This window comes from Kitasatospora sp. NPDC054795 (assembly GCF_053611565.1).
In genome coordinates this window covers 34,227-60,181 of the sequence record NZ_JBSHAP010000048.1, presented here as the reverse complement: position 1 = coordinate 60,181, position 25,955 = coordinate 34,227, and the positions used below count along the sequence as shown (strand labels likewise).

29 protein-coding genes are annotated in these 25,955 nt (G+C 74.6%); 13 read left to right on the top strand and 16 right to left on the bottom strand.

The annotated features are described in order from the left end of the window. Nucleotides 1–363, top strand: a 363-nt coding sequence (locus ACWGJO_RS19130) for an alpha/beta hydrolase fold domain-containing protein (RefSeq protein WP_452185220.1), incomplete at its 5' end; no start/stop codon positions are given. Between the two features lie 236 nt (nt 364–599). Here the strand turns inward: ACWGJO_RS19130 and ACWGJO_RS19125 are convergent. From ACWGJO_RS19125 to ACWGJO_RS19105, 5 genes are all read right to left on the bottom strand, one after another. Further along, nucleotides 600–1,328, bottom strand: coding sequence for a GPR1/FUN34/YaaH family transporter (locus ACWGJO_RS19125; RefSeq protein WP_452185222.1), 729 nt, complete (start codon nt 1,326–1,328; stop codon nt 600–602). 201 nt (nt 1,329–1,529) lie between these two features. Continuing rightward, on the bottom strand, nt 1,530–3,173 hold the full coding sequence (locus tag ACWGJO_RS19120; protein WP_452185218.1) for an MFS transporter: 1,644 nt from the start codon (nt 3,171–3,173) through the stop codon (nt 1,530–1,532). Between the two features lie 286 nt (nt 3,174–3,459). Continuing rightward, nucleotides 3,460–4,272: a class I SAM-dependent methyltransferase gene (locus ACWGJO_RS19115; protein ID WP_452185216.1), complete on the bottom strand. Its 813-nt coding sequence runs from the start codon at nt 4,270–4,272 to the stop codon at nt 3,460–3,462. Between the two features lie 170 nt (nt 4,273–4,442). Beyond that, nucleotides 4,443–5,309 carry an RNA polymerase sigma-70 factor gene (locus tag ACWGJO_RS19110; RefSeq protein ID WP_452185214.1) on the bottom strand — a complete coding sequence of 289 codons (867 nt, stop codon included), beginning with the start codon at nt 5,307–5,309 and terminating at the stop codon, nt 4,443–4,445. Next, on the bottom strand, nt 5,306–5,893 hold the full coding sequence (locus ACWGJO_RS19105; protein WP_452185212.1) for a carboxymuconolactone decarboxylase family protein: 588 nt from the start codon (nt 5,891–5,893) through the stop codon (nt 5,306–5,308). The genes ACWGJO_RS19110 and ACWGJO_RS19105 overlap by 4 nt, the downstream gene beginning before the upstream one ends. Before the next feature lie 263 nt (nt 5,894–6,156). Here ACWGJO_RS19105 and ACWGJO_RS19100 point away from each other — a divergent pair, with 263 nt between their 5' ends. After that, nucleotides 6,157–6,615 (top strand): DinB family protein, encoded by a 459-nt coding sequence (locus ACWGJO_RS19100; protein WP_387686873.1) that lies wholly within the window; start codon nt 6,157–6,159, stop codon nt 6,613–6,615. A gap of 59 nt (nt 6,616–6,674) precedes the next feature. Here ACWGJO_RS19100 and ACWGJO_RS19095 read toward each other — a convergent pair whose 3' ends face one another. From ACWGJO_RS19095 to ACWGJO_RS19085, 3 genes are all read right to left on the bottom strand, one after another. Further along, on the bottom strand, nt 6,675–7,169 hold the full coding sequence (locus ACWGJO_RS19095; protein WP_452185210.1) for an ATP-binding protein: 495 nt from the start codon (nt 7,167–7,169) through the stop codon (nt 6,675–6,677). A gap of 296 nt (nt 7,170–7,465) precedes the next feature. After that, nucleotides 7,466–9,151 carry a CehA/McbA family metallohydrolase gene (locus tag ACWGJO_RS19090; RefSeq protein WP_452185209.1) on the bottom strand — a complete coding sequence of 562 codons (1,686 nt, stop codon included), beginning with the start codon at nt 9,149–9,151 and terminating at the stop codon, nt 7,466–7,468. Nucleotides 9,152–9,309: 158 nt separating this feature from the next. After that, nucleotides 9,310–9,729 carry a hypothetical protein gene (locus ACWGJO_RS19085; RefSeq protein WP_452185207.1) on the bottom strand — a complete coding sequence of 140 codons (420 nt, stop codon included), beginning with the start codon at nt 9,727–9,729 and terminating at the stop codon, nt 9,310–9,312. Between ACWGJO_RS19085 and ACWGJO_RS19080 the strand changes: the two genes are divergently transcribed. Further along, entirely contained in the window at nt 9,695–10,324 is a 630-nt protein-coding gene (locus ACWGJO_RS19080) for a polysaccharide deacetylase family protein (protein ID WP_452185205.1), read from the top strand. The two genes, ACWGJO_RS19085 and ACWGJO_RS19080, sit on opposite strands and share 35 nt — an antisense overlap. Before the next feature lie 51 nt (nt 10,325–10,375). On the opposite strand, the gene ACWGJO_RS19075 is transcribed toward ACWGJO_RS19080, so the two are convergent. The 3 genes from ACWGJO_RS19075 to ACWGJO_RS19065 all read right to left on the bottom strand — a co-directional run bounded on the left by ACWGJO_RS19075 (nt 10,376) and on the right by ACWGJO_RS19065 (nt 11,861). Then, nucleotides 10,376–10,759, bottom strand: coding sequence for a barstar family protein (locus tag ACWGJO_RS19075; RefSeq protein ID WP_452185203.1), 384 nt, complete (start codon nt 10,757–10,759; stop codon nt 10,376–10,378). Between the two features lie 117 nt (nt 10,760–10,876). After that, entirely contained in the window at nt 10,877–11,530 is a 654-nt protein-coding gene (locus ACWGJO_RS19070; protein WP_359904823.1) for a 4'-phosphopantetheinyl transferase family protein, read from the bottom strand. A 139-nt stretch (nt 11,531–11,669) separates the two neighbouring features. Beyond that, complete coding sequence (locus ACWGJO_RS19065; protein ID WP_359904821.1) at nt 11,670–11,861, bottom strand: hypothetical protein; 192 nt, start codon at nt 11,859–11,861, stop codon at nt 11,670–11,672. Nucleotides 11,862–12,145: 284 nt separating this feature from the next. On the opposite strand from ACWGJO_RS19065, the gene ACWGJO_RS19060 reads away from it, so the two are divergent. Continuing rightward, the gene (locus tag ACWGJO_RS19060; RefSeq protein WP_452185201.1) at nt 12,146–12,631 is read left to right on the top strand and encodes a cysteine/serine endopeptidase inhibitor; all 486 of its coding nucleotides are present in this window, start codon (nt 12,146–12,148) and stop codon (nt 12,629–12,631) included. Between the two features lie 188 nt (nt 12,632–12,819). On the opposite strand, the gene ACWGJO_RS19055 is transcribed toward ACWGJO_RS19060, so the two are convergent. Continuing rightward, nucleotides 12,820–13,788, bottom strand: coding sequence for a LysR family transcriptional regulator (locus ACWGJO_RS19055; protein ID WP_452185199.1), 969 nt, complete (start codon nt 13,786–13,788; stop codon nt 12,820–12,822). Nucleotides 13,789–13,915: 127 nt separating this feature from the next. Here ACWGJO_RS19055 and ACWGJO_RS19050 point away from each other — a divergent pair, with 127 nt between their 5' ends. Then, nucleotides 13,916–14,860: an FAD-dependent oxidoreductase gene (locus ACWGJO_RS19050; protein ID WP_452185197.1), complete on the top strand. Its 945-nt coding sequence runs from the start codon at nt 13,916–13,918 to the stop codon at nt 14,858–14,860. A 189-nt stretch (nt 14,861–15,049) separates the two neighbouring features. After that, nucleotides 15,050–15,358: a hypothetical protein gene (locus ACWGJO_RS19045; RefSeq protein WP_452185195.1), complete on the top strand. Its 309-nt coding sequence runs from the start codon at nt 15,050–15,052 to the stop codon at nt 15,356–15,358. Here the strand turns inward: ACWGJO_RS19045 and ACWGJO_RS19040 are convergent. Beyond that, on the bottom strand, nt 15,336–15,965 hold the full coding sequence (locus tag ACWGJO_RS19040) for a hypothetical protein (RefSeq protein ID WP_452185193.1): 630 nt from the start codon (nt 15,963–15,965) through the stop codon (nt 15,336–15,338). The two genes, ACWGJO_RS19045 and ACWGJO_RS19040, sit on opposite strands and share 23 nt — an antisense overlap. A gap of 149 nt (nt 15,966–16,114) precedes the next feature. On the opposite strand from ACWGJO_RS19040, the gene ACWGJO_RS19035 reads away from it, so the two are divergent. After that, the gene (locus tag ACWGJO_RS19035) at nt 16,115–17,548 is read left to right on the top strand and encodes a hypothetical protein (protein ID WP_452185191.1); all 1,434 of its coding nucleotides are present in this window, start codon (nt 16,115–16,117) and stop codon (nt 17,546–17,548) included. 100 nt (nt 17,549–17,648) lie between these two features. Here the strand turns inward: ACWGJO_RS19035 and ACWGJO_RS19030 are convergent, their stop codons facing one another. After that, complete coding sequence (locus ACWGJO_RS19030; RefSeq protein WP_452185189.1) at nt 17,649–18,278, bottom strand: HAD family hydrolase; 630 nt, start codon at nt 18,276–18,278, stop codon at nt 17,649–17,651. A 56-nt stretch (nt 18,279–18,334) separates the two neighbouring features. On the opposite strand from ACWGJO_RS19030, the gene ACWGJO_RS19025 reads away from it, so the two are divergent. The 6 genes from ACWGJO_RS19025 (at nt 18,335) to ACWGJO_RS19000 (ending at nt 23,518) form a co-directional block, all read left to right on the top strand. Further along, nucleotides 18,335–18,832, top strand: coding sequence for a flavoprotein (locus ACWGJO_RS19025; RefSeq protein ID WP_452185187.1), 498 nt, complete (start codon nt 18,335–18,337; stop codon nt 18,830–18,832). A 107-nt stretch (nt 18,833–18,939) separates the two neighbouring features. Beyond that, nucleotides 18,940–20,328 (top strand): NAD(P)/FAD-dependent oxidoreductase, encoded by a 1,389-nt coding sequence (locus ACWGJO_RS19020; protein WP_452185185.1) that lies wholly within the window; start codon nt 18,940–18,942, stop codon nt 20,326–20,328. Between the two features lie 300 nt (nt 20,329–20,628). Beyond that, complete coding sequence (locus ACWGJO_RS19015; RefSeq protein WP_452185181.1) at nt 20,629–21,591, top strand: DUF6528 family protein; 963 nt, start codon at nt 20,629–20,631, stop codon at nt 21,589–21,591. 263 nt (nt 21,592–21,854) lie between these two features. Further along, a complete protein-coding gene (locus tag ACWGJO_RS19010; protein WP_359904794.1) occupies nt 21,855–22,160 on the top strand; it encodes a hypothetical protein in 306 nt (101 codons plus the stop codon). Beyond that, on the top strand, nt 22,157–22,786 hold the full coding sequence (locus ACWGJO_RS19005) for an acyl-CoA thioesterase (RefSeq protein ID WP_452185177.1): 630 nt from the start codon (nt 22,157–22,159) through the stop codon (nt 22,784–22,786). The genes ACWGJO_RS19010 and ACWGJO_RS19005 overlap by 4 nt, the downstream gene beginning before the upstream one ends. 336 nt (nt 22,787–23,122) lie before the next feature. Continuing rightward, nucleotides 23,123–23,518 (top strand): DUF2267 domain-containing protein, encoded by a 396-nt coding sequence (locus ACWGJO_RS19000; RefSeq protein WP_452185175.1) that lies wholly within the window; start codon nt 23,123–23,125, stop codon nt 23,516–23,518. A gap of 27 nt (nt 23,519–23,545) precedes the next feature. Here the strand turns inward: ACWGJO_RS19000 and manA are convergent, their stop codons facing one another. Further along, nucleotides 23,546–24,865, bottom strand: a complete 1,320-nt coding sequence (gene manA, locus ACWGJO_RS18995) for a mannose-6-phosphate isomerase, class I (protein ID WP_452185173.1) — start codon at nt 24,863–24,865, stop codon at nt 23,546–23,548. Between the two features lie 20 nt (nt 24,866–24,885). Continuing rightward, nucleotides 24,886–25,818: an ROK family protein gene (locus ACWGJO_RS18990; RefSeq protein ID WP_452185171.1), complete on the bottom strand. Its 933-nt coding sequence runs from the start codon at nt 25,816–25,818 to the stop codon at nt 24,886–24,888. Nucleotides 25,819–25,955 lie beyond the last annotated feature (137 nt).

The window sequence follows — 25,955 nt, the reverse complement described above, 5'->3', positions numbered from 1 at the left end:
CGTTTCGCCAGCGGCTACTTCCTGCACCGTGACCACATGCGCCGGTTCTGGGACGACTACCTGCCCGAACCGCGGCTCCGTACGCGGGCCACGGCTGCGCCGTTGCGGGCGTCGTTGGAGCAGCTCGTGGGGTTGCCGCCGGCGCTGGTGGTCACGGCGGAGGCCGATGTGCTGCGGGACGAGGGCGAGGCCTATGCGGCCAGGCTCCGGGCGGCCGGTGTGCCGGTGGTGTCGACGCGCTACCAGGGTGTGATGCACGGCTTTCTGCTCGTCGGCGGGATCCATCCCACGGGCACCACCCGGGCCGCGCTGATCCAGGCCGTCGACACCGTCCACATGGCCCTGCACGGCCGCTCCTGGTGAGCCCGGGCGGCGCGCCGCGACCGGCCGACATCCCCCGGCCGGTCGGGGGCGACGACCCGCCGGGCCCGTCCGTCGGCGGGCTCGGCGCCGCTCCGTGCCGCCGACCGCCCCGCGGGTGGCGGCCGAACGACGGAATCGGCTGTGCCCCCTCCCCGGAACCCGAGGGTCCTCCGGGAGGGGGCACAGCCGATTCGCGTCACGCCGTCGGATCCGGGCGGTCGGACGGGGCGGGCCGGCTACAGGGTCCGGCGTACGCCCGCCTGCTGCTCCAGCCGCTGCAGCTGGCCGGTCAGACCCGCGTGCATGGCCTCGCGGACCGGACCGCTGCGCCCGATCCACAGGACCTCCCGGCCCCGGAGCTCCTCCAGCATCAGGGCGTAGGCCGCGTACATCGCGACCGCCGCGAGCAGCATGCCGAGCGCTCCGGCGACGTGGCCCAGCCAGGACACGCCCGAGACGCCGTGGAGGCCGGCGACGAAGTAGCGGGGTACGGCGATCATCAGGAGCAGCCACAGCACCCGCTTCGGCCTGGCTACCGAGGCCATCAGGGCGGCGAAGACCGTGAACGCCAGGTTCATCACTCCCAGTACCTGCGCGCCGCCGTGGGCGTCCGTGGACGTGACCAGGCCGTTGGCCAGCCAGGCGCCGGCGAAGCCGGCCATCAGCGTCGCCGCGATGACGTCACGGGCACCGAACGCCAGGATGCTGACCAGCAGTTGGAGCACGAAGGCGGAGAAGACCGTGAGCGCCACGGCCTGCCGGTGGGCGCTGTCGATCAGGCCGAGCTGCAGGCTGCTGGTAACGGCGGAGGAGATGGCCACCGTGAAGAAGCCCAGCGGCATCGGCGAGGCGATGGGTCGCATGGTGATCCGGGTCATGGCGTGCAGGTCCGGCTCGCCTCCGGTGCCGGCCGCCGTCGGGTCCGGACCGTGCGCGCGCCTGTCTTCCGTCGCCACTGCCGTCATCATGTCGCTCCTTGTTCTCGGGACGTGCTCTCGGTACTCGGCGTCGTCGGGGAGGCCGCTCGCGGAGCGGCGGGCCGGGATCGCTCCACGAGGCTATGAGCGGAGAGGAGGGCAGATTTGTCCTGATGTGTACGAATGCTGTCGTGCCCGTGCCCGCGTCCGCGTCCGTGCCCTGTTCGTGGGAACGGGACGGACGGTCCGTCATGCGTCGCGGTCGTGCGCCATCACGGCGTGGGTGACGGTCGGTTCCCCGGTGAGCAGAGCGCGGGCGTCGGTCTCGAAGGCGCGGTCGGTGCCGGTGTAGCGCCCGTGGTGCTGGGCGCAGTGCTCCGACCACGACGTCACGGTGAACGTCTCGACGAACTGCTCCGGCCGGGCGGCGTCCCGGTACAGGCCCCAGCTGACCGCACCCGTCCGGCGCCGGGAGGACTCCACCTTGCGCATCGCCGTGACGAACGCCGGAGCCCGCTCGGCCCGCACCCGGTAGGTCACGGTCACCAGGACCGGCCCGTCCTGCGGCGCCGGCTCGACGGTCAGCCGGGGCTCGGGCCATGCCTCGGAGAGCGTCGGATCGGTCCGGCCGCCCGGCAGGGGCAGCCGTCGCAACGAGAGCACCCCGCCGAGCAGAACCAGGGCCGCCAGGAGCATCGCCGCCGACACACCGGCGTGTTGGGCCAGCTGTCCCCAGCACAGCGCGCCGAGGGCGCTGCCGCCCTGGAAGACGAGCAGGTAGAAGGCCGAGGCCCGGGCCCGCACCCACGCCGGCAGGGCGACCTGCAGGCCCGCGTTCAAGGTGGACAGCGCCGTGATCCACGCCGCTCCCGCCAGGACCAGGGCGAGGAAGGCGACCGGCACGCCCGGGCCGACGGCCAGGGTCACCAGTGCGCCCGCGAAGACGGCCCCGGCGAGGGCCAGTGCGCCGTTGCCGCCGACCTGCCGCGAGAGCGCGGGCAGCGCTGCCGCGCCCGCGACCGCCCCCAGTCCGACGGCCCCCAGGAGGAGTCCGTACCCGGCCGCACCGAGACCGAGGGACTGGTGCGCGGACACCGGCAGCAGCGTCCACAGGGCGGAGGCGCCGGGGACGAACAGGGCGCTGCGCAGCAGGATCCGGCGGATCCGGGGTGCGCTGCGGACGTACCGGCCGCCGGCCCGCAGGGCCGCGATCAGGTGCTCGCGCTCCTGGCCCGGCCGCGGCACCCGCGCCCGGGTACCGGGGCGCCATGTCGCCAGCACGGCCAGGATCGCGAGGAAGGACGCGGCGTTGACGGCGAAGGTCCAGCCGACGCCGAGGACGGCGATGAGGAGCCCGCCCAGGGCGGGGCCGACGGCGCGCGCAAGGTTCAGGTTCACCGCGCCCAGCGCCGCGGCCTGCCGCAACTCGTCCCGGGGGACGAGCGAGGGCTGCACCGCCTGCCAGGCCGGGCCGTTGAGCGCGTTCCCGCAGCCCAGGAGGAAGGTGAGCGCCAGCAGCGTCCAGGGCCCGAGCCGTCCGGTGAACGCCAGCACGGCCAGTGCGGCGGCCACCAGCGCCATGGCGGCCTGCATGGCCAGCAGCAGGCGGCGCCGGTCCACGAGGTCCGCGAGGACGCCGGCCGGCAGGGCGAGGAAGAGCACCGGCAGGCCCGCCGCGAGCTGAACCAGGGACACCTGGGCCGCGCCGTGTCCGACCAGCAGCCACTGGGCGCCGACGGTCTGCATCCAGCTGCCGACGTTCGAGGTGAACTGGGCCAGCCAGAGGTCGCGGAAGACCCGTCGGCGCAGTGGCGACCAGGCCGAACCGCCGGCCTCGCCGGCCTCGCCGGCCTCTCCGCCGTCGCCGGCCCGTCCGTTGTCGGTCCCGGTCATCGACGTACCACCTGTCCGCCTCGTCGCACCCTGTCGGGAGGCCCGACGACGCGACGGTACGGGGGGCGGTCGATGTCGTCGGGCGGTCCCGGGAGAGCCCCTCGCTCCCTGCCCCGGGAACGCTAGTGCCGACGGCGCCGGTGGGCTTGACCGTCAGCGCCCACCGCTGTGCCGGGCCTGCACGGCCGGGATCCGGCGGCCGGTGGGCACCGGGCGGTGCCCGGGTCGGTTCGGTGGGCGGTGCTCGGGTCGGATCGGGTCGCGCGCCGCGGCGCCGGGCGGCGGATCAGATGCGGATGGCGGTGACGACGTGGTAGTCGACGAGGCCGTCGCGCCAGGCGGTGAGGAAGTTGCGGGACCAGTGGGCGGTGGGGACGACGTCGACGAGGTAGCGGTCGAAGCCGGGCCAGACCTCGGCGCCGATGGACTTCGTGGTGATGTCGGTGAAGCCGGAGCGGGTGAGGGCGGCGGTGAAGTCGTCGAGGGGGTGGGCGACGTCGAGGCCGTCGGCGAAGCTGGCGAGGAGGATCTTGAGGCGTTCGGCGACGTCGGCGCCCGGGGCGGTGAAGAAGGTGGTCACGACGAGCCGGCCGCCTGGACGCAGCACGCGGGCCGACTCACGGGCGAAGCCGGTCAGCTCGCGGAAGTGCTGGGCCGCCTCGACGGAGAAGACGCCGTCCAGATAGCCGTCGGAGAAGGGGAGTTCGTCCGCCGATCCGAGGGTGTACGCCAGCCGATCGGGGTACGTCGCCAGGGCTCTCGCGTTGACGGCACGGGCCCGCTCGATCTGGTCCGGGTGGATGTCAACCCCCGTCACCCCCGCGAAGCGGAACTCCCGCAGTGCCAGCGCCGAGCCCAGCCCGCGCCCGCAGCCCACCTCCGCCAGCCGCAGCCGTTCCCGCGGCTCGGGGAACTCCCGCAACGCCCGCCGGTAGAGCTGCTCCTGGCTGCGCACCCGGTCCTCGGTGGTCGGGGCGGCGAGGTCGATCCCCTGCCAGTAACCGAAATTGATGAAGCCTCCGGCGAAACTGGCGACTTTGGCCAGATCATCGGTGCCGTAGGTCTTGCGCACGGTCGGGGGGATGCGGTTGTGATCCATGGGCCGCTGGGTCTCCTGCTCGGTGGGCGCCCGGCCGTCGGGCGCGCCGAGGTACGTACCCAAACCTGTGGTGGTCCGAACACGGTACGTGATGGGGGAGGGCCCCGGGGACAGTGGGGGCGTGGTGGTGCTCCGAGGGGCTCGGGGCACCACCACGCGACCGGGGGCGGTCACCGGGTGAGGTCGGCCGGTGCGTCGATCCGGGTCAATTTCCGTGGGTTGCGCACGATGTAGACCCGGGTGATCCGGCCGTCCTCCACCGCGAGGCTCACCACCGAGGGCTCGCCGCCGATGTCGATCCGCCCGGCCGGCGCGCCGTTGAGCCACACCGTGGTGGTTTCGAGGGCGACCGGCAGCCGCCCGGTGCGCGCGAGCAGCGCCGCCACCGCCTCGGCCCCGTGCACCGGGGCCGTCACGGCCGCCGCGATCCCGCCGCCGTCGGCGATCAGGACGACGTCCGGCGCCAGCACCTCCATCAGGTCCTGCAGCCGCCCGGTGCACAGGGTCGCCAGGAACCGTTCCACCACCCGCTGCTGCTCGTCGCGGCTCACCCGCACCCGGGGCCGGCGGGCGGCCACGTGCCCGCGGGCCCGCCGGGCGACCTGCCGCACGGTGGCCGAGGTCTTGCCGAGGGCCTCGGCGATCTCCTCGTACGGCAGCTCGAAGACCTCGCGGAGCACGAACACCGCCCGTTCCGTCGGCCCGAGGGTCTCCAGGACGGTCAGCATCGCGAACGAGACGCTCTCCGCGAGTTCCACGTCCTCGGCGACGTCGGGGCTGGTGAGCAGCGGCTCCGGCAGCCACTCGCCGACGTACTGCTCGCGTCGGCGGGACAGCGTCCGCAGCCGGTTGAGGCCCTGGCGGGTGACGATCCGGATGAGGTACGACCGCGGGTCGTGCACCTGCCCGCGGTCGACCCCGGCCCACCGCAGCCAGGACTCCTGCAGCACGTCCTCGGCGTCGGCGGCGGAGCCGAGCAACTCGTAGGCGACGGTGAAGAGCAGGCCGCGGTGGGTGACGAAGGGGTCCTCGGTCATGCCGGCGACGCCCCGGCCGGGTCGTCGACGACGGCGGTGCGCCGGGCCAGCGGGATCCCGCAGGCGTCGGAGAAGCCCTGGGAGCGGACGCCGTTCGCGGTGTTGTTCCTGGTGGCCATGTTGACGAAGGCGACGTAGGCGGTGAGTTCGACCATGGCCGCCGCGCCGAGCCGGTCCAGCAGGCGGTCGTACAGTTCGTCGGTGACGGCCGGCGGGGTCACGGTCATGGCCTCGGCGTACTCCATCACCTCGCGCTCCAGCGCCGTGAACACCGCTGCCGCCCGCCAGTTCGGCACCTGGCTCGCCTTGGCGAGGTCCAGGCCCCGGTTCTGCGCCTGGAAGTAGCCGACGTCCAGGCACCAGCCGCAGCCGACCTGCGCGGCCACCGCCATGTGGGCGAAGGACTTGAGGCTCTCGTCGAGCGCGTCCCACTCGGCGATCCGGCGGGAGAAGTCCAGGTTCGCGGTGGCGACGCCGGGGTTGTGCCAGATCGCCTCGACGGGTTCGAGGGCGGCCCCGAAACCCTTGATCATGTTCTCGCTCAGCTCGGCGGGCAGCTGGGCCTTCGGCAGTCGCAGTGCCATGGTGTCCTCCCGGGTCGGTGGTTCGGCGGGTTGCCGTGTCGTGGTGGTGCCGTGGTGCCGTGGTGCCGTGGTGCCGGGCATGAGGACACCGCAGGGCGCACGGATGTGACAGCCGGGTGCGGGGCGCGGAAAAAAAATGACCTTCGGACGGGCCGGACGGTTCGCTACAGTCCGCGAGGATTTCCGACCACCGCGAGGAGAACGACACCGTGAACATCCCCGACGACCGCCCCGCCCCGCCGCTGACCGGCGGCGAGCGCGAGATGCTGCGCGGCTTCCTCGACTTCCACCGGGCGACCCTCGCCCTGAAGTGCGAGGGCCTGACCGACGAGCAGCTGCGCCTGCGCTCCAGCCCGCCCTCCACGCTCAGCCTGCTCGGACTGGTCCGGCACATGGCGGAGGTCGAGCGCGCCTGGTTCCGCCGGGTGATCGACGGCGAGGACCTGCCGCTGGTCTGGTCCGGGGACGGCGACTACCAGGCCGCGTACGACCCCGCCGGCGCCACCCGCGCCGAGGCCTTCGCCGCCTGGCAGGCCGAGGTCGAGCACTCCCGCCGCATCGAGCTCGCCGCCGACTCCCTCGACGTCACCGGCTACCAGGCGCGCTGGGACGCCGAGGTGTCGCTGCGGCTGGTGATGCTCCACCTGATCCACGAGTACGCCCGGCACAACGGGCACGCCGACTTCCTGCGCGAGGCGATCGACGGCACGGTGGGGGCGTAGGGCGGGGCGGCCGCCGACGGCCTCGTGGAGGCCCGCGGAGCCCGAGGGGACGGGTCGGCCTACCAGCCGAGGAGGTGGGTGCGGCGGGTGAGGGCGGTGAGGACGGAGTCGGCGGTGGCCTCGGGGGTGAGGGCGGTGGTGTCGATGCTGTGGGCGCTGTCCTCGGACGCCGGGCCGGGCTGGAGGACGACGTAGTGGAGGGCGGCGCCGGTGGCGCGGCTCTCGCGGCGGAAGGTGTCGAGGGTGGCCGGGACGGCGGCGGCCTCCACCACGACCTGGTAGCCGCGGGTGGCGTAGGCGAAGGCGGCCTGGGCGGCCGCGGCCAGGGCGGTGGCGTTCTGGCGCCCGGCCTCGGGCAGGTGGGGCGGGAGCCGGCCGCTGCGGATGACCCGCAGGAAGTCGTCCGTCCGCAGGTGGACGCTCGGGTTCAGCTCCCGGGCGAGCAGCTCCGCGACCGGGCTGTCCCCGGCCCCGGCCGGGTCGACGAGGACGAGGACGCCCCCGGCGCCCAGGCCGCCCCCGAGCTCCGGCCCACCTACGGTCGTACGGTTCACAGCTGCTGATCCCTTCGCGGGCCGGGGAGGGGCGGGTAGCCGGGGCGGGGCGGTCGGAGTGCGAAGGAGCTGGTCGGCCCAGATCCGGACAACCGACCGCCTCGTCCCTACGACTGATGCGTTTCGGGGATCAACCTAGTCCAAACGGGTGGCCCGAGTCGTCCCCCATCCGGTTCCTGGGCGGGTCGGAGGGGTGCTCGCCGGTCGATCGGAGACCGGTGGGCGAGCGGGCGGTGGCGGGGCGGTGGTCGGTCGGTGACGGTCCGGCGGGCGGTCGGGGCGCCCGCCGCGGGCCCCTACCGGTCGCCGGTGCGCAGCACGATCGGGTTGGTGAGCGCCGCCATCGGGCCCCAGGGCAGGTCCGGTCCCATCGCGTTGCCCCTGCCCGGGGTGCCGTCCGCCTTCGGGTGGCGCACCTCGGCCCGGACGTAGGCGGCGAGCGAGGCGGTGGTGCGCCAGACCACGGTGCCGGTGCCGTCGGCGGGCAGCGACTCCTGGTGCATCTGCCCCTCGTCGGTGAGGAGGCGGACCGTCCCGCCGGGCACGCCGGAGACGGTGATTCGGACGTCCAGCGGGGCGTCGGCCGGGACGGTCAGCTCCTCGCCGATGCCCACCTGGCGGCCGTGCCCGGTCACGGTGAGGTCCACCTCGACGGCCGAGGATTCGGCCAGCCAGCTGCGCCCGGCGCGCAGCCCGTCGAGGATCGCGTCCCGGGTGAGGTCCTCGGCCAGCACCACGGTGTGGGGGGAGCCGATGACCTGCGGTTCGCTGTGCGCGTCGCTGTTGCCCAGGGCGGGCAGCCAGGAGCGGCCCTCGCGCAGGGCGACGGCGAGCCGGCCGTCCCAGGTGTCCACCGCCGACTCGTCGTCGTACGTCCACGGGCCGTTCCACACCTCGACGGCGTCGGCCTCCTCGTAGCCGAACTTCCACTGGCAGGCGACGTACGGGCAGTACGGGTGCGCGGGCACGACCAGGCCGCCGGCCCGGTGGACCTGGCGGACGAAGCGGGGGTACTCCTCGTCGCGCGAGCGGTAGCGCCAGTCGACGAACTGGCCGGGCTCCAGGCCGAGGGCCAGCCAGTGGCCGTTGCGGGTGGTGATCTCCTCGCCCGGCAGGATCAGCAGGTCGGGGCCGGCCAGCGGGCCCCAGACGGCGTGCGAGGCGCTGGTGTTGTGGTCGGTCGAGACGATGAAGTCCAGGCCGGCCGCGCGCGCCCCGGCCGCCACCTCCTCGGGCTTGCGCCGCCCGTCGGAGTGGACGGTGTGCAGGTGGCAGTCGCCCCGGTACCAGGCCCGGCCGCGCCCGCGGGCCCGCTCCGCCGGGTAGTGCGGGGTGAACCGCGGCCCGGGCGGGCCGAACCGGAGGGTGACCTCGACGTGGTACTCCAGGCCCTGCGGGGTGACCTGGTAGGGGCCGAGGACCACGTGCCAGGTGCCGGGGTTGATCGGGCCGGGGAGGTAGCCGGGGGTCGCGGCGCCGCGGGAGAGGCTGAACGCGGTGCGGAAGCCGCCGGACCAGCCGCGGAAGCCAGGGCCGCCGAGGTCGGTGCCGCGCTCGTCGAAGATGCCGATGTCGCAGGAGTTGCCGGGGGTGCCGGCCGGGACCGGGGGCTTGTCGTAGCCGTAGGACACGGCCAGCTCGCGGACGCCCTCGGGGACCTCGACCGGGAGGTACACGAAGTCGGGGGCGCCGGTGGGCAGGTGGCCGGTGAGGGTGAGGGTGCGGTCGGGGGGAGTGGCGCCGGGGCCGTCGGCGGGGGCGGCGTCCGCCCGGCCGGTGGCGGTGGCGAGGCCGAGGGCGGTGGCGGCGCCGGTGGCCAGTCCGGTGCGGAGCAGGTCACGGCGGGCGGGCCCGGCGGCCGGCTGCGGGGTAGGCGGGGCGGTGCACGGGGCGGCCGGCTGCGGGGTCGGTTGCGGGGCCGGCGGGTCGGTGGGCCGGGAGGTCGGCTGGTCGGGGCGCGGGGTGCTGGGGTCGGTCGGCATCGAGGCCTCCGGGTCGGGGCGGGCGGGTCGCTCGCGTGCCTACCCCGGCGAGTGAACCAGGGGTGAGTCGGGGCCCACGGGGGCCGGGCGGCTCGGTGAAGAGGGGTCGGGCGGGGGCGGGGGCGAGTTGCGGGGAGTGACGATTGGTCGGTTCATAGTCATGTCATCGGTTTATATGCGAAATCGCGCGGATGGGAGACGGGCATGGCGGTGAGCCGGCGGGCGCTGCTCATGGTGGTGGCCGGAGGCGCGTTGGCGGGGTGCGGTGGCCGGACGTCGGGCACCGGCTCGCCCTCGGCGATACCGCCCGCCGGGTCTGCCGGGTCTGCCGGGCCCGCTGCGCCGCTCGCGACGGCGTCCGGCGGGCCCGCCGGGGCCGCCGCCGCGTCGACGGCCGGGCCGAACCCGACGCCGGCGCCGACACCCGCGCCGACCTCCGCATCGGAACCCGCGAAGCAGCCCCCGCACGAGCCGACCCGGGCCGAGACGGTCGAGCGGTACGGCGCGCTGGCCCCGAGCGAGTGGGGCCTGGAGGTGTCCGGGGTGATCACCGAGCTGCCGGAGGGCGAGAGCGCCACGGCGCTCACCTTCGACGCCTGCGGCGGCCCCCGCGGCAACGGCTACGACGCCGACCTGATCGACGCCCTGCGGGCGCACGGCGTGCCGGCCACGCTCTTCCTGAACGCCCGCTGGATCGACGCCAACCCGGACGAGTTCGAGCAGCTCGCCGCCGACCCGCTGTTCGAGATCGGCAACCACGGCACCGTCCACCGCCCGCTCTCGGTCACCGGCCGCTCCGCCTACGGCATCGCCGGCACGGGCGACGTCGGCGAGGTGTACGACGAGGTGGCGGGCAACGCCCGGAAGCTCACGGAGCTGCTCGGGCACCCGCCCCGGTTCTTCCGCTCCGGCACCGCGCACTACGACGACGTCGCCACCCGGGTGGTCGCCGACCTGGGCCAGCGCGTGGCGGGCTTCACCGTGAACGGGGACGGCGGGGCGACGCTGCCGGCCACCGAGGTGCGGCAGGAGGTCGCCTCCGCCCCGCCCGGCGCGATCGTGATCGGCCACCTGAACCACCCGGGCGGCGGCACGGCCCCCGGGGTGGCGGCGGCGCTGCCGGGACTGCTGGCGGTGGGGCGGCGCTTCGTCCGGCTCTCGGATGTGCTGTAGCAGGCCGGGCCGGGGTACGCACCGCGGGCCGTGCGTCTCGGGGCGGTCGGCTCAGACCAGGCGCAGGCCGCCCGGGTGCTCCTCCTCGATGATCCGGACCAGCCAGTCGAAGACCGTCGGCCCCCGGCCCGCCCGGGCGGCTTCCAGCTCGGCGGTGATGCGTGCCCGGTTGGTGGGGTGGGCGTGGGCCAGCCGCAGCTCCAGCCGGCGGACCGTCTCCGGGTAGCCGAGGTTGCGGCGGGAGACCTCGTGACGGCGCCACTCGATGACCCAGTCGCCGTCCTCGGGCGTGCCGTAACCGCCGCGCAGGCAGTCGGCGAAGGCGTCGAGGTTGCGGCCGAAGTAGCCGTCCTCGCCGATGGTCCGCCCGACCACGTCCCAGAAGCCGTCCAGGGTCTTGATCTCGTTGCCGTCGATCACATAGGTCACCGTCACGGGGTCGAGGATATGCCGCGCCGACCGCGGTTCAGGAGGCCGCCCGGGAGACGCCCGGGCGGCCCCGGGAGACGCCCGGGAGACTGCGGCGTCTCCCGGCGCGACCCCGGCGCGACGTCAGGGGGAGACGGCGATCGCGGTGGCGAGCAGCCCGTCCCGGACCGCCCAGCGCCCGTCGAAGCCGTCGATCCGGCGGCCGCCGACCACCGGGCCCGGGACCAGCAGCCGGGCGGTGAAGGTGCCGTCGGGGGAGAGGTCCAGCTCGGCCTCGTCGAAGTCCAGGAACAGCAGGGTCAGCGGGAACCAGGCCTTGTAGACGGACTCCTTGGCGCTGAACAGGATGCGGTCCCACGGGACGCCCGGGTGCTCGGCCGCCAGCTTGGCGAGCCGCTGCCGTTCGACCGGCAGCGCGACGGTCTCCTCGACGCCCTCCGGCAGCGGCAGTGCGGGCTCGGCGTCGATGCCGACGGAGGCGAGGGTGCCGGCCCGGGCGACGGCCGCCGCGCGGAAGCCGTCGCAGTGGGTGAGGCTGCCGACTACGCCGTCCGGCCAGCTCGGTGCGCCGCGAAGGCCCGGGACCAGCGGCCGGTACGGGACGCCGAGCCGGGCGAGGGCGGTCCGGGCGCAGTGCCGGACGGTGGTGAACTCGCGGCGCCGCTTGTCGACGGCCCGGGCGACGGCCGGCTCCTCCTCGGGCTCCAGCCGGGCCTCCGGCGGGTCGTCGTAGGCCACCTCGGTCACCACGACGTCCGGCAGCAGGTCCCCGATCATCCGTTCCCCCCTCGGTCGGCTGCGCGGCCGGGCCGCCGCGCGGGACGAGGGTAACCCGGGCGGGGGGATCTTGGTGGGGGATCGGGGACCATCGCCGGGCGGCCCGGCCACTCGAAGGCGGCGGCCGCCTCCCGGTTTGCTACTGCCCGAGCAGGCGGGCGAAGTCCAGCCCGAGGCTGCCGAGGACGGGCAGCGCGCCGAGGTCGGTCACCCCGGCGACGGGGATGCTGTAGCCCTGGTTCACCTCGCGGGGCGCCGCGCCGGCGGCGACGGGTGCGGTGGTCGGGAGCAGGACGGTGCCGAGGAGCAGGGCGACGAGCGAGGTGCGCATCTGAGGGGCCTCCGAAGGACGCGGGTGACGTTCTGTCAACACCGTCCGTGGCGGGGCCGTCACGCATCTTCGCCCCTTCGGCCGCATTGGTAAAGATGCTTGCCTTGTGTTCATGCCAACATCATGGAGGTCTGGACCACCTTGCGGACGGGCGCATACGTTTCCTCCACAAGGGCGGGCATTCGGTTGGCGAACTGTCGTGCGAATGTGTCGAGTTCCGCATGTCATGCGCATGTCTGCCCATGCCTGCCCATGCCCTGCACCGCAACCGGAGGGAACGAACCATGCGCGCCATCGGCAAGAACCTCAGGATCCTCGCGGGCGCCCCGCTCGCCGCAGCAGCCCTGATCGCCCTCACCGCGGGCTCCGCCAGCGCCGCGATACCGATCAACAAGCCCATGACCGGCAAGGCCACCTACTACAACGACGCCGGCTACGGCGCCTGCGGCACCCAGATCAACGCCGCCACCCAGATGCTGGTCGCCGTCTCGCACACCTGGTGGACCACCGCCAACCCCAACAACGACCCGGTCTGCAAGGGCATTTCGGTCAAGGTCAGCTACCAGGGCAAGACCATCACCGTCCCGGTGAAGGACCAGTGCCCCTCCTGCGACTCCACCCACATCGACCTCAGCCAGCCCGCCTTCGCCAAGCTGGCCCCGCTGGACAAGGGCGTCATCACCGGCCTGAGCTGGCAGTTCGTCAAGACCGGCCTGAACGGCAAGACCGTCGAGCTCTCCGCCCCGATCGCCGGCTCCACCATCGGCTGAACCGGCCCTCCGGCGACGGTGCCCGCCCCCGCCCGGTTCGCGGGGGCGGGTACCGGGGCCGCCATGAGCAGACGATCCATCAGATGTTGGACACGTTCATTCCTGGACTCCCGTGCTCGGACCGTGTCGGACCACCGACGCCAGGGCTGTGACGGTGACGGGGCCAGGGGGGTATCGGCCGTTCGGGATCACGGCCCTTCGGATGTCCCTCCGGGCGTCGGACGGGAAGGGGCCATCGCAAGCAGCAGCTGGACCGCCGGCGGCGCCGTCCGGGGATCGTGGGCCAGCCCCAGGGTGACCGTCGGCACCGGGGCGGTGAGCCGGCGCAGGCAGACGCCGGGGATCCGGAACACCCGGGCCCGGCCCTCCGGGATCGGCGCGATGCCGTACCCCGCCGCGACCGCCAGCAGCAACTGCTCGTCGTCGGGCTCCTCCCGCACGATCCGGGGCGAGCGGCCCGGCCACAGCTGTTCGGTGATCAACGCGTGCATCCCGGGCCCGTTCTCCCTCGGCCAGAGCACCACCGGCTCGTCCGCGATCCGGTGCCGGCCGATCCGGGCCCGGGTGCGGGCGAGGGGATGGCCCACCGGCACGGCGAGCAGCAGCTCCTCCTCGGCGATGATCCGGCAGTCGAGCCCGGGGACGTCCAAGGGTGGCCGGACGAACGCCGCGTCCAGCCGCCCGGCCAGCAGCTCGGCCACGTTGTGCGAGGTCCAGCCGGTCTGCAGGGCGACGTCCAGCCGGGGGTAGCGGTTGCGGAACTCCGTCACCAGGGCGTCGCAGACCCCGCCCCGGGCGGAGCGGGTGTACGCCACCCGCAGCCGCCCCTCCCGCCCCTGGACCACCGCCGCCAGCCGCTCCTCGGCCGCCGCCACCTCCCGCAGCACCCGCCGGGCCTCCTCCGCGACCGCCCGCCCGACCGGGGTCAGCGCGCAGCCCCTGCCGGTGCGCTCCACCAGCTCCACGCCCAGCTGCCGCTCCAGCGCTTTGACCTGCTGGCTCAGCGCCGGCTGCGCGATCCGCAGCCGGCCGGCGGCCCGGGTGAAGTTCAACTCATCGGCCAGCACGGAGAAGTAGCGCATCCGGCGCAGATCCATCCGGAGATCCGTCCGCAGATCCGTCCGCAGATCCGTCCGCAGATCCGTCCGCCTGTCCATCCGGCGATGATAAGCGCGCCTTATCGCCCGGGGACAGAACTGGTCTTGGACGGGACCGGGCGCGACCGGCTTACCTGGACACGGCCGCCGACATCGGGTCGGCGGCCCTCGGACGGAGGGGTTCGCGATGGACGTCGTCGTGGTCGGAAGCGGAATCATCGGGCTCACCACAGCGATCCGCCTGCAGGAGAAGGGACTTCGGGTGGTCGTGGTGACGGCCGACGGCCTGCTGTCGACGACCTCGGCGGTGGCCGCGGCCGTCTGGTTCCCCGTCGCCACGGGCACCGACAGCCGGGTGGCGGACTGGTCCGCGACCGCCTTCGCCGAGTTCGCCCGCCAGGCCGCGGACGGCGTACCCGGCGTCTCGATGCGCAGCACCCGGATGCTGGAGCACGAGCGGCAGCCGGAAGGCCTGCCCTGGTGGGGGGACGCCGTCCCCGACCTGCGCCGGCTGACGGCCGCCGAACGCGGACCGGAGTGCGCGGACGGCTGGTCGTTCACCGCCCCCGCCGTCGAGATGCCGCTCTACCTGCCCTGGCTGTTCGGCCGGTTCGCCGACAACGGCGGCGAACTCGTCCACCGCCGCCTCGACGCCCTCGACCAGGCCCTGGACTGGGCCCCCGTGGTGGTCAACGCCACCGGACTCGGTGCCCGGAAGCTCTGCGACGACCCGGCCGTGCACCCGGTGCGCGGCCAGCTCGTCCTGGTCCACAACCCCGGACTGCCCAGCTCGACCCGCATCCAGGACGACCCGGCCGGCTACACCTACATCCACCCCCGCAGCACCGACGTCGTCCTCGGCGGCACCTTCGAGCCGGACGACTGGAACACCGCACCCGACCCGGCCACCGCCGAGGCCATCCTCGCCCGCTGCACGGCCCGCATCCCGCAACTCCGCGAAGCCCGCGTCCTCGCCCACGCCGTCGGCCTGCGTCCCGCCCGCCACGGCGGCCCCCGCCTCGAAGCCGACCCGGGTGGCCAGGTCGTCCACAACTACGGCCACGGGGGCGCCGGCGTCACCCTCAGCTGGGGCTGTGCCGACGCCGCGGCGGCCCTGGTGGAGCCGCACTGAGGCGAGCCGGGCCTTGAGGTCGAAGCAGGGACTGATTGTTCGTCAATGAGTATGGGCTCGACAGCATTTGAGGACTTCCGCCGCCCTGTTCGGTCCTGACCGGCGGGCAGGTCCCGGACCGGTCGCAGATCCATCGCACGGGGTGACGCCGCCAAGGATGCCGAGATCACCAAGTGCACGATCAACGACGTGCTGAAGATACCCGAGGCCGAGGTCAGGACCACCAACCGCAGCGGCAAGAGCAGCAACTACATCGTGCAGCTGGAGTTCACCGACACCTCCGGCACGCGCGTCGCCGAGGGCGCCGCCGCGACCAGCAACCTCGCCCCGAACCAGGCCGCCGTGCAGAAGGCCTCGGGAACGGCGCAGGTTTCGGGCAAGGTCAGCTGCCGGATCGCCAACGTCACCCGCTACGCCGCACCCTGGGTCGAAGGCACGACCTCCCCGCCCGCCGGGAGAAGGCGGGGACGCTATCTCACCCCGTGCCCGAGGGCGTGAGGTCCGGCCAGGGGCGGCCCGCCCGGTCGGAGGCGGCGGACCGCAGGAGGTCGAGGACGGTGGAGCCCGGATAGGCCCGGAAGTCGCGGTGGGTACTGCGGTGGTAGCAGCTCCAGTAGCTCACCACCCGCCGTTGCGTACGGGCGAAGAAGGCGGGGTTGTCGACGAGGAACCGCCCGTAGGCGAGCCGTCCGGGGGAGCCCGGCACGGCGAGCGAGCGCAGCTCGTCCCGGATGTCGACCAGGATCTCCAGGACGTACTCGCCGACCAGCTGCACGACGAACGGGACGACCCACGGGTCCGTCGAGCCGACGATCTCCGCCAGGTGCCGCTGCCGGACCGTCCCGTCGTGGTGCCGCGAGTACAGGCAGTGCAGGAGCTGACGTTGCCGGGGCGGGAGCAGCGCCACCGCCCCGGTGGACGGCTCGTCGTGGTAGAGACGCCCGGGGACGGTCACCTGCTCGCCCTCGACGACGACCGGGAACGGGCCGGCAGGCCGGAGCCGCGAAGCGGGCATGAGGGCGAGAACCGCCTCGGCGTCGTCGGCGAGCGCGACCGGGAACGCCGCGGTCAAGGGGGCGGTACGGGTGTCGGGAGACGGCTGCACCGGGCCGAGCATACGGGCAGGTCGGGCCGGGTGTCCGGTTATGACGTGCACGTAGCGGGGGACCCCGGCGCGGTGTTTTCGCTACGGTTGCGCGCCGGGATCGCTCCGCTCCCGCCTCCGCTCACCAATTCCCTTCCTCCGGAGGAACCTTGGCCTCGATCACGCTCGACGCCGAACGCCGTGTCCACGCCGACACCGGGCGCGTCCGGGTCGCCGCCGTGGACGCGCTGCGCTCGCTCGGCTTCCAGATCACCTCGGAGATGGCCACCGTGGTGGAGGCCCGGCGCGGCTCCGCCGTCCGCTCGGCGATGCTCCTGCCCGACCAGGTGCCGGTGGCGGCCCGTCTCCACCTCGCGCCCGCCGACGGCGACCGCACCGCGGTGTCCCTGCACCTCTCGGACCGGGCGGTCTCGGTGATCGCCCTGGGTGTCCAGGACCCGTACGTGGCCGCCTTCCAGGCCGCGCTGGGCGCCCTCGACCGGGCCCTCACCGGCCTGGATCCGGCGGCCGGCGCGGGCTTCCCGCAGCCCCGGTGGTGGGCCAGCGGGCCCCGGGCCGACACGCTGGCCCGGCACCACGAGACCGGGCAGCGCCTCGTCGGCGGGGTCGCCGCCCTCGTCACCGAGCGGCTCTCCGGCGGGCGCCGCTCCACCGGCCCGGCACTGTGGGAGGGCATCGAGCGGATCGTGTTCCGCTCCCCGGCCGGCTACCTCACGATGGACATGGCCACTGCCCGAACCCTGCTGGCGATCCCGGTGATGATCGGCAGCCGGCCGGAGGGCGTGCCGGACCAGCTGGCGGCCGACGTCGCACGGTTGGCGGCCGTGGTGGAAGGCCGGCTCGGCGCGGGCGGGTTCGGCTCGGTGGAGGTGGCCGTCGCCGAGGCGGACCGCCCGGCCTTCGACTTCCTGCACCGCCAGTTCGGCATCCGCTCGCGGCTGCCCGTCCGCACGCTCTGTACCTGCCGCGCCTGCCGGCAGACCAAGGTGGTGAACGTGGACCTCAAGCGGCTGCGGCAGCGCAAGAACCGCCTCAAGCTGATCGCCTCCGTCGTCCAGACGACGTACGAGAAGGACGGCGAGCCCAATCCCTTCCTGATCTTCGGGTCGATCTTCCAACGGTCCAGGATCGACCCCGACTTCGTCTGCGTGCGCTGCGAGAGCACCGCCGCCGACGAGCAGCCGGTCACCTTCTGCCCGAGCTGCGGCGACATGCGCACCGAGTCCGTCCTCGACACCTGCTCCGAGTGCGGCCACGACTTCCAGGCCCTCGCCGCGGACCTCCCCGGATGGGCCGGCACCCCGCCGCCCCCGCTCGTGCCGCCGACCCCACCGCTCGCCCCGCCGACCCCGCCGACTCCGCCGACTCCGCCGCCGCCCGGCGCGCCCCCGGTGCTGCCCGGCGTGCCTCCGATGCCGGCGGCCCCGCCCCGCCCGAACTGCGGCATATGCGGCGGAAGTTACCCCGTGCTCTGGTCCGTCCGGATCCTCGACGGCCCCCACCCGAGACCGCTCACCGTCTGCGCCACCACGCCCCGGTGCTCCCCGCCCTCCATCGCCCCGCCCGTTCGGATCCTGGCCTGAGGCCCATGGGGACGGGCCCGCCTCCGCCATCGCGCGGGGGCGGGCCCGGTGCGGACCGGTTCGGACGCGGCGTGCGACGGCCGAGGGAGGCCCGTGGCCGCTACCGCCCCGTGAGGAGGTCGGCGAGGGCGGTCAGCGAGTCGACCGTCCAGTCCGCCTCGGGGGCCCTGGTCGTGAGGCCGATGTGGCCCCGGCGGAGGTGGGCGGTTCGCAGACCCGCCGCCCGGGCCGGGGTGATGTCGTTGGCGGGGTGGTCGCCGACGTAGAGGATCTCGTGCGGGTCGCCGGGCGCCCAGGCGAGCAGGCGGTCGAAGAATTCCGGGGAGGGCTTGGCGGTGCCCCAGTCCGCCGAGGTGGCGATGGCGTCCGCCGGGAGCGCGAGCCCGGTCAGCAGGCCGGTGACCGGCGCGTTCTGGTTGCCCGCGACGCCGACCCAGAGGCCGGCGTCGCGCAAGCGGTGGAGGGCGGGCCGCACGTCGGGGTAGAGGTCCGTCTCGTCGAGGTGCTCGCCGTGGCCGGCGGCCTCCCGGGCGCGCCACTCGGTGGCGATGTCGACACCGGGGCGCAGGACGCGGATGGCGTCGGAGTTGTCCCGGCCCTGGGCCACCACCGCGCCGACGAGGGCGGACATCGTGTGGGTCGGCACGCCGAGCCAGCGGGCCCAGCCGGACCAGTAGCGGGTGTCGGAGACCAGGGTTTCGCCGATGTCGAAGACCACGGAGCGGACCATGCGGGCAGCTTACTGTTCTGGGGTCCGCAGGTGGGTCGAGCGTGGGGATTCCGAGGGTGTCCGAGGACGGGAAGCCGGTGCTGTACGTCGTGGTGTGCGCGGCGGGGGTCGCGGGCGGGGTGGGGGAGCTGATCTCCGCCGCGCAGGAGCGGAACTGGGACGTCGGGGTGGTGGCGACCCCGAACGCCATGGCGCTCGTCGACGCCGACGCGATCGTCGCGCGGACGGGGCATCCGATCCGTTCGGCCTGGCGCAGGCCGGGGGATCCTCGGCCGCTGCCGGACCCGGACGCGATCGTCGTCGCCCCGGCCACCTTCAACTCGATCAACAAGTGGGCCCTGGGCATCTCGGACACCCTCGCCCTCGGCATCCTCTGCGAGTCGTACGGCTGGGGCGTCCCGGTCGCCGTGCAGCCCTGCCTGAGCGCGGCGCAGGCGGCGCACCCGGCCTATCGGGAGAGCCTGGCGAAGCTGCGGCGGATGGGGGTGCGGATCGCGGACTTCACGCCGGGCTCGTTCAGCTGGACGCGGGCCCTGGACCTGCTCCGGGACTGACAGGGTGGCTGATCGGCGGCGGCGATCCTTGCACTGTGGGGGGTGGCCCGCGGCGGACCCGCGGAGGTAGCGTCCGGGCAGGTCGGCGAGGGTGTGGGAGGTTTCCGGTGGCGGCGGTCAACGGCGAGGTGTCGTTCTGGTACGCGGCGGACGGAGTGCCCGGGGCGGGGCCCGGACTGCCGGGAGACCGGGACGTCGACGTGTGCGTCGTCGGCGGCGGGTACACCGGACTGTGGACCGCCTACTACCTGAAGAAGGCCGACCCCGGCCTGCGGATCGCCGTCCTCGAACGGCGCTTCTGCGGCTACGGCGCCTCCGGGCGCAACGGCGGCTGGCTGTACAACGGCTTCGCGGGCCGCGGCGCGTTCGCCAGGAAGTACGGGCAGCAGCGCGCGGCGGCGATGCAGCGGGTGATGGACGAGGCGGTCGGGGAGGTCGTCGGCGTCGCGGAGACCGAGGGGATCGAGGCGGACATCGTCCGCGGAGGAGTCCTCGAAGTCGCCCGCAGCAAGCCGCAGTTGGAGCGCCTTCGCGCCCATGTCGAGGCCGAGCGGGCCTACGGCGAGGGACGCGTCGAGCTGCTCGGCGAGAAGGAGGCGAGGGAGCGGATCGACGTCGCCGGCACCCTCGGCGGCTGCTGGAGCCGGTACGGCGCCCGCATCCAGCCCGCCCGACTCGCCCGCGGACTCGCGCGCACCGTACGGGAGTTGGGCGTCGAGGTGTACGAGGGTACGGCGGTCACCGCGATCCTGCCCGGCTCCGGCCACCGCAAGCCCCGCGCCGTCACCCCGCACGGGACCGTCACCGCCGACCATGTGCTGCGCGCCACCGAGGGGTTCACCGCCGGGCTGCGCGGCGAGAAGCGCACCTGGCTGCCGATGAGCTCCGCGATGGTCGCCACCGAGCCGCTGCCGGCCGGGTTCTGGGCGGAGGCCGGCTGGCAGGGCCGGGAGCTGCTGGGCGACTTCGCGCACGCGTACATGTACGCCCAGCGCACCGCCGACGACCGGATCGCGCTCGGCGGGCGCGGAGTGCCGTACCGGTTCGGCTCGCGGACGGACTCGGACGGCGGCACCCAGGTGGAGACGGTGCGCCAGCTCCGCCGGATCCTCGACCGGTTCTTCCCGGCCGCCGCGCAGGCCCGGATCGACCACGCCTGGGCGGGTGTGCTCGGCGTGCCCCGGGACTGGTGCGCGACCGTCGAACTGGACCGGGTGAGCGGGCTCGGCTGGGCGGGCGGGTACGTCGGCAGCGGGGTGACCACCACCAACCTGGCCGGCCGCACCCTGCGGGACCTGGTGCTCGGCCGGGACACCGAGCTGACCCGGTTGCCGTGGGTCGGCCACACCGTACGGCGTTGGGAGCCGGAGCCGCTGCGCTGGCTGGGTGTGCACGCGATGTACGCCGCGTACCACGCCGCCGACCGGCAGGAGGCGGCCGGGCGGGCCACCACCTCGCCGATCGCCCGGGTCGCGGACGTGGTCGCCGGGCGCTGAGCCGCCGGACGTCGGGACCCCGGGCGCCGAGCCGCCGGACACCGGGTCGCCGCCGCACGGGCCGCCGAACACCGGCCCGCCGACCGGGCGCTGGAGGAGCGCGGTCAGCGCCCGGTTGACGGCCCGGCGTGCCGGACCGTGTGGCGGCGGCCGCCGGTGCCGTCGCCCGGCCAGGATGTGCGGATGACAGTGAACGAGCCGGATCCGCCGACGGCGTCGCCCGGTCCGCGGCCGCCGCGTCGATGGTCCGTTCGGACGTGCCGCCGAGCGGACTCGGCCCGCAGCACCGACGGTGAAGGCGTGCTGAGGAGAACCCTGCCGGCCGTTGCGGTCGCCCTGCTGCTCTGCGTGCCCGGGAGCGGCGCGTGGGCCAGGTCGCCGGGCCGACAGGTGGCGGTCGTCGACCAGGCCTCGCGGAGCGTGCTGGTGCTGCAGAGCGCCGAGGAGCTGATGGCCTACCGCGGGCCGGGCCGGCTGCCGGTGGTCTGGGGCTGGAGTGCCGACCGGGCACCGGAGTTGGCGGATCTGACGCCCGCGCGCAGCTGGACGAACCCGGACGAGGCGAAGTCCCGTGTGCGGCAGGGGCGCCGCTACCTGCTGACGACGGCCTCCGGCGGGTTGGCCGCCGTCGTGGAGACCACCGTGGGCCGCGTCCACTGGGCGGCGGACCTGGGGACGTCCGTCAACCCGCACAGCATCGAGCTGCTGCCGGACGGCAACGTGGCCGTGGTGGCGAGCACGGGCGGCTGGGTGCGGCTGTACGCGGCCTCGCAGGGCCCGCGGGCCGCCGCGTACGCGGAGTTCCCGCTGCCCGGCGCGCACGGGGTGCACTGGGACGGGCGGAGCGGCCTGCTCTGGGTGCTCGGCGACACGTCGCTGAGCGCGCTGAGGGTGGGCGGTACCGAGGCCGCGCCCACGCTCACCGCGGTGCGCAGCAGCCCGCTGCCGGGGCACGGCGGGCACGACCTGGCGGGTGTCCTGGCGGCTCCGGGGCAGTTCTGGGTGACCACGCTGACCGGCCTGTGGCGCTTCGACCCGGCCACCGACCGCTTCACCGCCGTGCACCTGGCCGATCCGGCCGCCGAGCGGGACGTCAAGAGCGTCGGTGACGAGCCCCACACCGGCCGGCTGCTCACGGTGGCGCCCGAGCACGCCGCTCCGTGCGACTGGTGTACCTCGGTGATCACCCTGCACCGTCCCGACGGGGCGCGGTCGCTGCGCGGCACGCACCTGTACAAGGCGAGGTGGTGGAGTGGCTGGTAGCAGACTTTGGACTCCCGGGTGCCGATCTCGGGGCGCGCGTCGGAGATACCACCCGAAATGCGGACGGCATTCGGCTGATGGGGCATATTGTGTACACCGACAAACTACTCCGATGGGGGTCAGTTTCCCGTCGCGGTCCGCAAACCATCCGTCGCCCCCGGTCGGCTGGGATAGCGTCTTGGGGTCGGGGGGTCGACACCGATCCGGTGCAATCGAACGCTAGCTACTGGGCCGTAGCGGCCGAATGAGTCATGGAGAAAAACATGCGGAATTTCCCTGCGGAAAACCGGCCGGACGGAGTGGACGATCTCCAGCTCGCGATGGAATCACTGGCCGCCTTCCCGTCCCGGAACGCCGGAAGCGGGGCCGATGTGACCGAGCGGCTCGCCGCCGTTCACGATCTGTGCCGCGCGGTCGACGCGGTACTGGACAGCCTCGTCGTCCAGGCCGCCGCCGAGGCCGCCGAAGAGGGGTGGACCGCGGCCCGGATGGCGGCCGAACACTCCGGCTACTACGCCAGGTTGCAGCGCGCGCTGCTCCCCGCCGGTGCCGGGCTGACCCGGCCGTGAACGCGGTGCAGCCGGGCGGGCACGTGCTGTCCTGCCCGACCCGGTGGAGCGACGTCGACGAGAACGGGCACATCAACAACGCCCGTCTGGTCGGCTACGTCCAGGAGGGGATTTACGACCTGTTCCGTCACCACGAAACCGCGGTGAGGGAATCGCTGTTCTCCTCCGGATTCATTATCGCGAGGCACGAGATCGACTACCTGGAGCAGTTGCACCACCGGCCCGAGCCGCTGTCGGTGCGACTCACCGTGGAACGGCTGGGGCGCAGTTCGGTGCAGGTCGAGGTGAATGTCTGCCGGGATCGGCTCATCTTTATGCGGGCGCGGACCGTGGTGGTCGCGCGGGACCGCGAATCCGGCCGCTCGCGGGCGCTGAGCCCGGCCGAGCGGATCTTTCTCTCGGCGTTTATGGTGGACGCGGCCCGCGCCCAGGCGGTCCTGGCGGCCACGACGGTGACCGCGGCGACCACGGTGACGGCCCCGGCGGTGGTGGGTGCCGCCACGACGGTGGCCGCGGCGGCGGTGACCGCGACGACCCCGGCGCAGCGCGTACCGGGCGGCGCGGCCGGCGGTGCGATGGTGCCCTCCCGGCGGCCGCGCAGGCGGTGCCACGCCTCGGCGGGGTGAGCCCCCGCCGCGGGCCGGCGGCGTGATCGACGACGGCGCCGATCCGCCGGGGCCGGCCTTCCCCGCCGCACGGCCTCCCCGGCCCTCCCCGTGCCCCCGGCCCTCCCCGCGCCCCGAGCATTCCGGAGCCCCGGCGGCCGGGTGTCCGGCCCGTCCGCAGGCACGGTTCCGCGGGCCCACGGCGGAAGGCCGGTTCCGAAGGCGCCGGGGCGAGTTACGCTGAGCAGCACGGGCACCGGTACGTCCCACGGTGGTCACGGGCTGCGATCCCCCTCCTGGCCCGGGGCGAGCAGGCCGCCGGTCCGGCCGGAGCCCGCCGACCGGAAGGAGGACGCGATGACCATCTCCTCGGAGGACTTCCTCGCCCGCATCGTGGAGCGCGGAGAGTACCGCGGCGACGCCGAGGCGGATCACGCCGCCCGGGTCGTACTGGCCCTGCTCGGTGAGCACCTGGTGGGGTCCGCGCGGGTCGAACTCGCCGATGCGCTGCCCGTCGGCTACGCCTCGCTGGTGCGCGACGCCCTGCCCGCGGCCGAGCCGCTGACCGCCGAACGCTTCGTGCAGGCCGTGGTGGGGTGGATCGACGGGGCGACCCCGGCGACGGTGCAGTGGGACATCGGGGCCGTGCTCAGCACGGTCGCCGACCTGGTCCCCGGGGAGTTGCTGGACCAGGTGATCGAGCAACTCCCGGACGGCTACGACCTGCTGTTCGGCCACCCGGCGCCGGCCTGAGCCCGTCCGGGCGGCCGTCGGGTGCCGCTACCCCGTGGTGGCCCGGAACAGCTCCGCGCCCGGGCCGGTCAGTTCGACCGGCCCGGCGCCCGGGCGCAGATAGGCCGACGCGCCCGCCGGAAGGGGGAGTTCGGCACCGCCGGGCGTCCGCAGCCGGGCCTGCCCGGAGACGCACAGCAGGATCTGCGGGGTGGGGAGGTCGACCCGGGCGGCGGCCGGGCCGGGGCGCAGGCGGGAGAGCCTGAACTCCTCGGCGGGGGAGGGGAAGACCTCCTCGACGCCGGTTCCGGTGCCTGTTCCGTCACCCGCGCCGGAGCCGGAGCCCGGGTCGTCCCCGAGCCGGCGCGGCACCAGCACCTCCGGCTCCCCGGGCCGGAAGGACGTGACCGCCAGCAGACCGTCCACGTCGACGTGCTTGGGGGTGAGCCCGCAGCGCAGCACGTTGTCCGAGTTGGCCATCAACTCCACGCCCACGCCCCGCAGGTAGGCGTGCGGAACCCCGGCGTCCAGGAACAGCGCCTGCCCGGCCGCGAGCCGGACGTGGTTGAGCAGCAGCGCGGCGAGCAGTCCCCGGTCGCCGGGGTACTCCTCGGCGAGGCGGGCGTACGCGGCGCAGCTCGCGCCGTACGGTCCACCGGCGACCGCCGTGCGGCGCAGAGCCTCGGTGACGGCGGCGAGTTCGCCGCCGGAGGCGTCCGGCCCGGACCGCAGCAGCTCGGGCAGCACGGCCTCGGCGGGCCGGGCGCGCAGGGCGGCGGCCCAGGGGGACAGCACACCGAGCGCGTCCAGCAGCCGGGCGGTGGCGGCGGTGGGCCGGAAGCCGCAGAGGGCCTCGAAGTCGCCGAGTGCGCAAATGAGTTCGGGCTTGTGCCCGCGATCCTTGAACACCCGCTCCGGCGCGTCCACCGGGATGCCCCGGGCCTGCTCCGCCGCGTACCCGGCCTCGGCCTGGGCGCGGGTGGGGTGGACCTGGAGGGAGAGCGCCCGGTCGGCGGCCAGCACCTTGAACAGGAACGGCAGCTCCGGGCCGAACCGCCGTACGGTGTCCGGTCCGAGCAGGCCTTCCGGGTCGGCCTCGATCAGCCGGTCCAGCGGCTGCTGTCCGACACCGACACCGGCGCTGTCGCTGTCGCTGTCGCCGCCGAGGCCGGAGAGCAGGGAGGGCGCCGTCGGGTGGGCGCCCAGCCAGAGTTCGGCCTGCGGGCCGCCGTCGGGCGCGACGCCGGTGAGTGCGGGGATCGCGGTGGGCGAGCCCCAGGCGTAGCGGCGGACGGGGTTCCGCAGGAGGGCGAACGGCGGAAGGGCGGGCCGCGGCGAAGCGGGTGGCGGAAGGGCGGTCGGCGGCATGCGGGCGGCTCCGGGGAGGCTCAGCGGCAGAGTGCGGCCGCGCCGATCAGCCCGGCGTCGGTGCCGAGTTCGGCGCGGCGCACGTCCAGGCCGCGGATGTACGAGAGGGCGGCGTAGCGGTCCAGGTGGCGGGCGAGCGGGGTGAACAGCACGTCCCCGGCGCCGGCCACGCCGCCGCCGACGACGACCCGGGAGAGGTCCACCAGGGCAGCCGTGGCGGCGATCCCGGCGGCCAGCGCCTGGGCGGCGCGGTCGAAGGAGGCGATCGCGAGCGGGTCGCCCGCGGCGGCGGAGGCGGCGACGGCGCGGGCCGTCCGGTCGCCGTCCACCGGATGCCAGCCCTGGGCGAGCGCCCGGCGGGCGATGGCGGTGCCGCTGGCGAGGCCCTCCAGGCAGCCGCGCGAGCCGCACGGGCAGGGTTCGCCGTCCAGGTCGACGGTGATGTGCCCGAGGTGGCCGGCGTTGCCGCTGGGGCCGGGGCGGACCGCGCCGTCGAGGACCAGTCCGGCGCCGACCCCGGTCGACACCACCAGGCAGAGCGCGTTGCGGGCGCCCCGGGCCGCGCCCTGCCAGTGCTCGGCGGCGGCCATCGCGACGCCGTCCCCGGCGAGGCGGACGGGCAGTGCGCGCGCTGCCACCGCGGGGTGCGCGGCGACCTCGGCGACCAGCGGGAAACCGCGCCAGCCGGGGATGTTGACCGGGCTGACGGTGCCGTCGGCGAGGTCGACCGGGCCGGCGCTGCCGATCCCGACGGCCGTCACGGCGGCCCAGTCGGCCGTGCCGGAGAGTTCGTCCAGCACCCGGTGCACCACGGCGAGCACGGACGCGCCCGGCTCGGCGGCCGGGGTGGGCAGCTGGAGCCGGTGCCGCAGCCGTCCGTCGGCGTCGACCAGTGCCCCGGCGATCTTGGTGCCGCCGATGTCGAGGGCGGCGAACAGCGGGGTGAGCGGCACGGTGGGCTCCAGGAAGTAGGGGGGCGGGGGGGCGCCCCCCCCGGCGCGGCCGGGGGCCCCCCCGAACGCAAACCACCACCCCCCCCCCCCCCCCCGCCGGAGTAAAAAAAAAAAAAAACCAACCACACAAAAAAAAA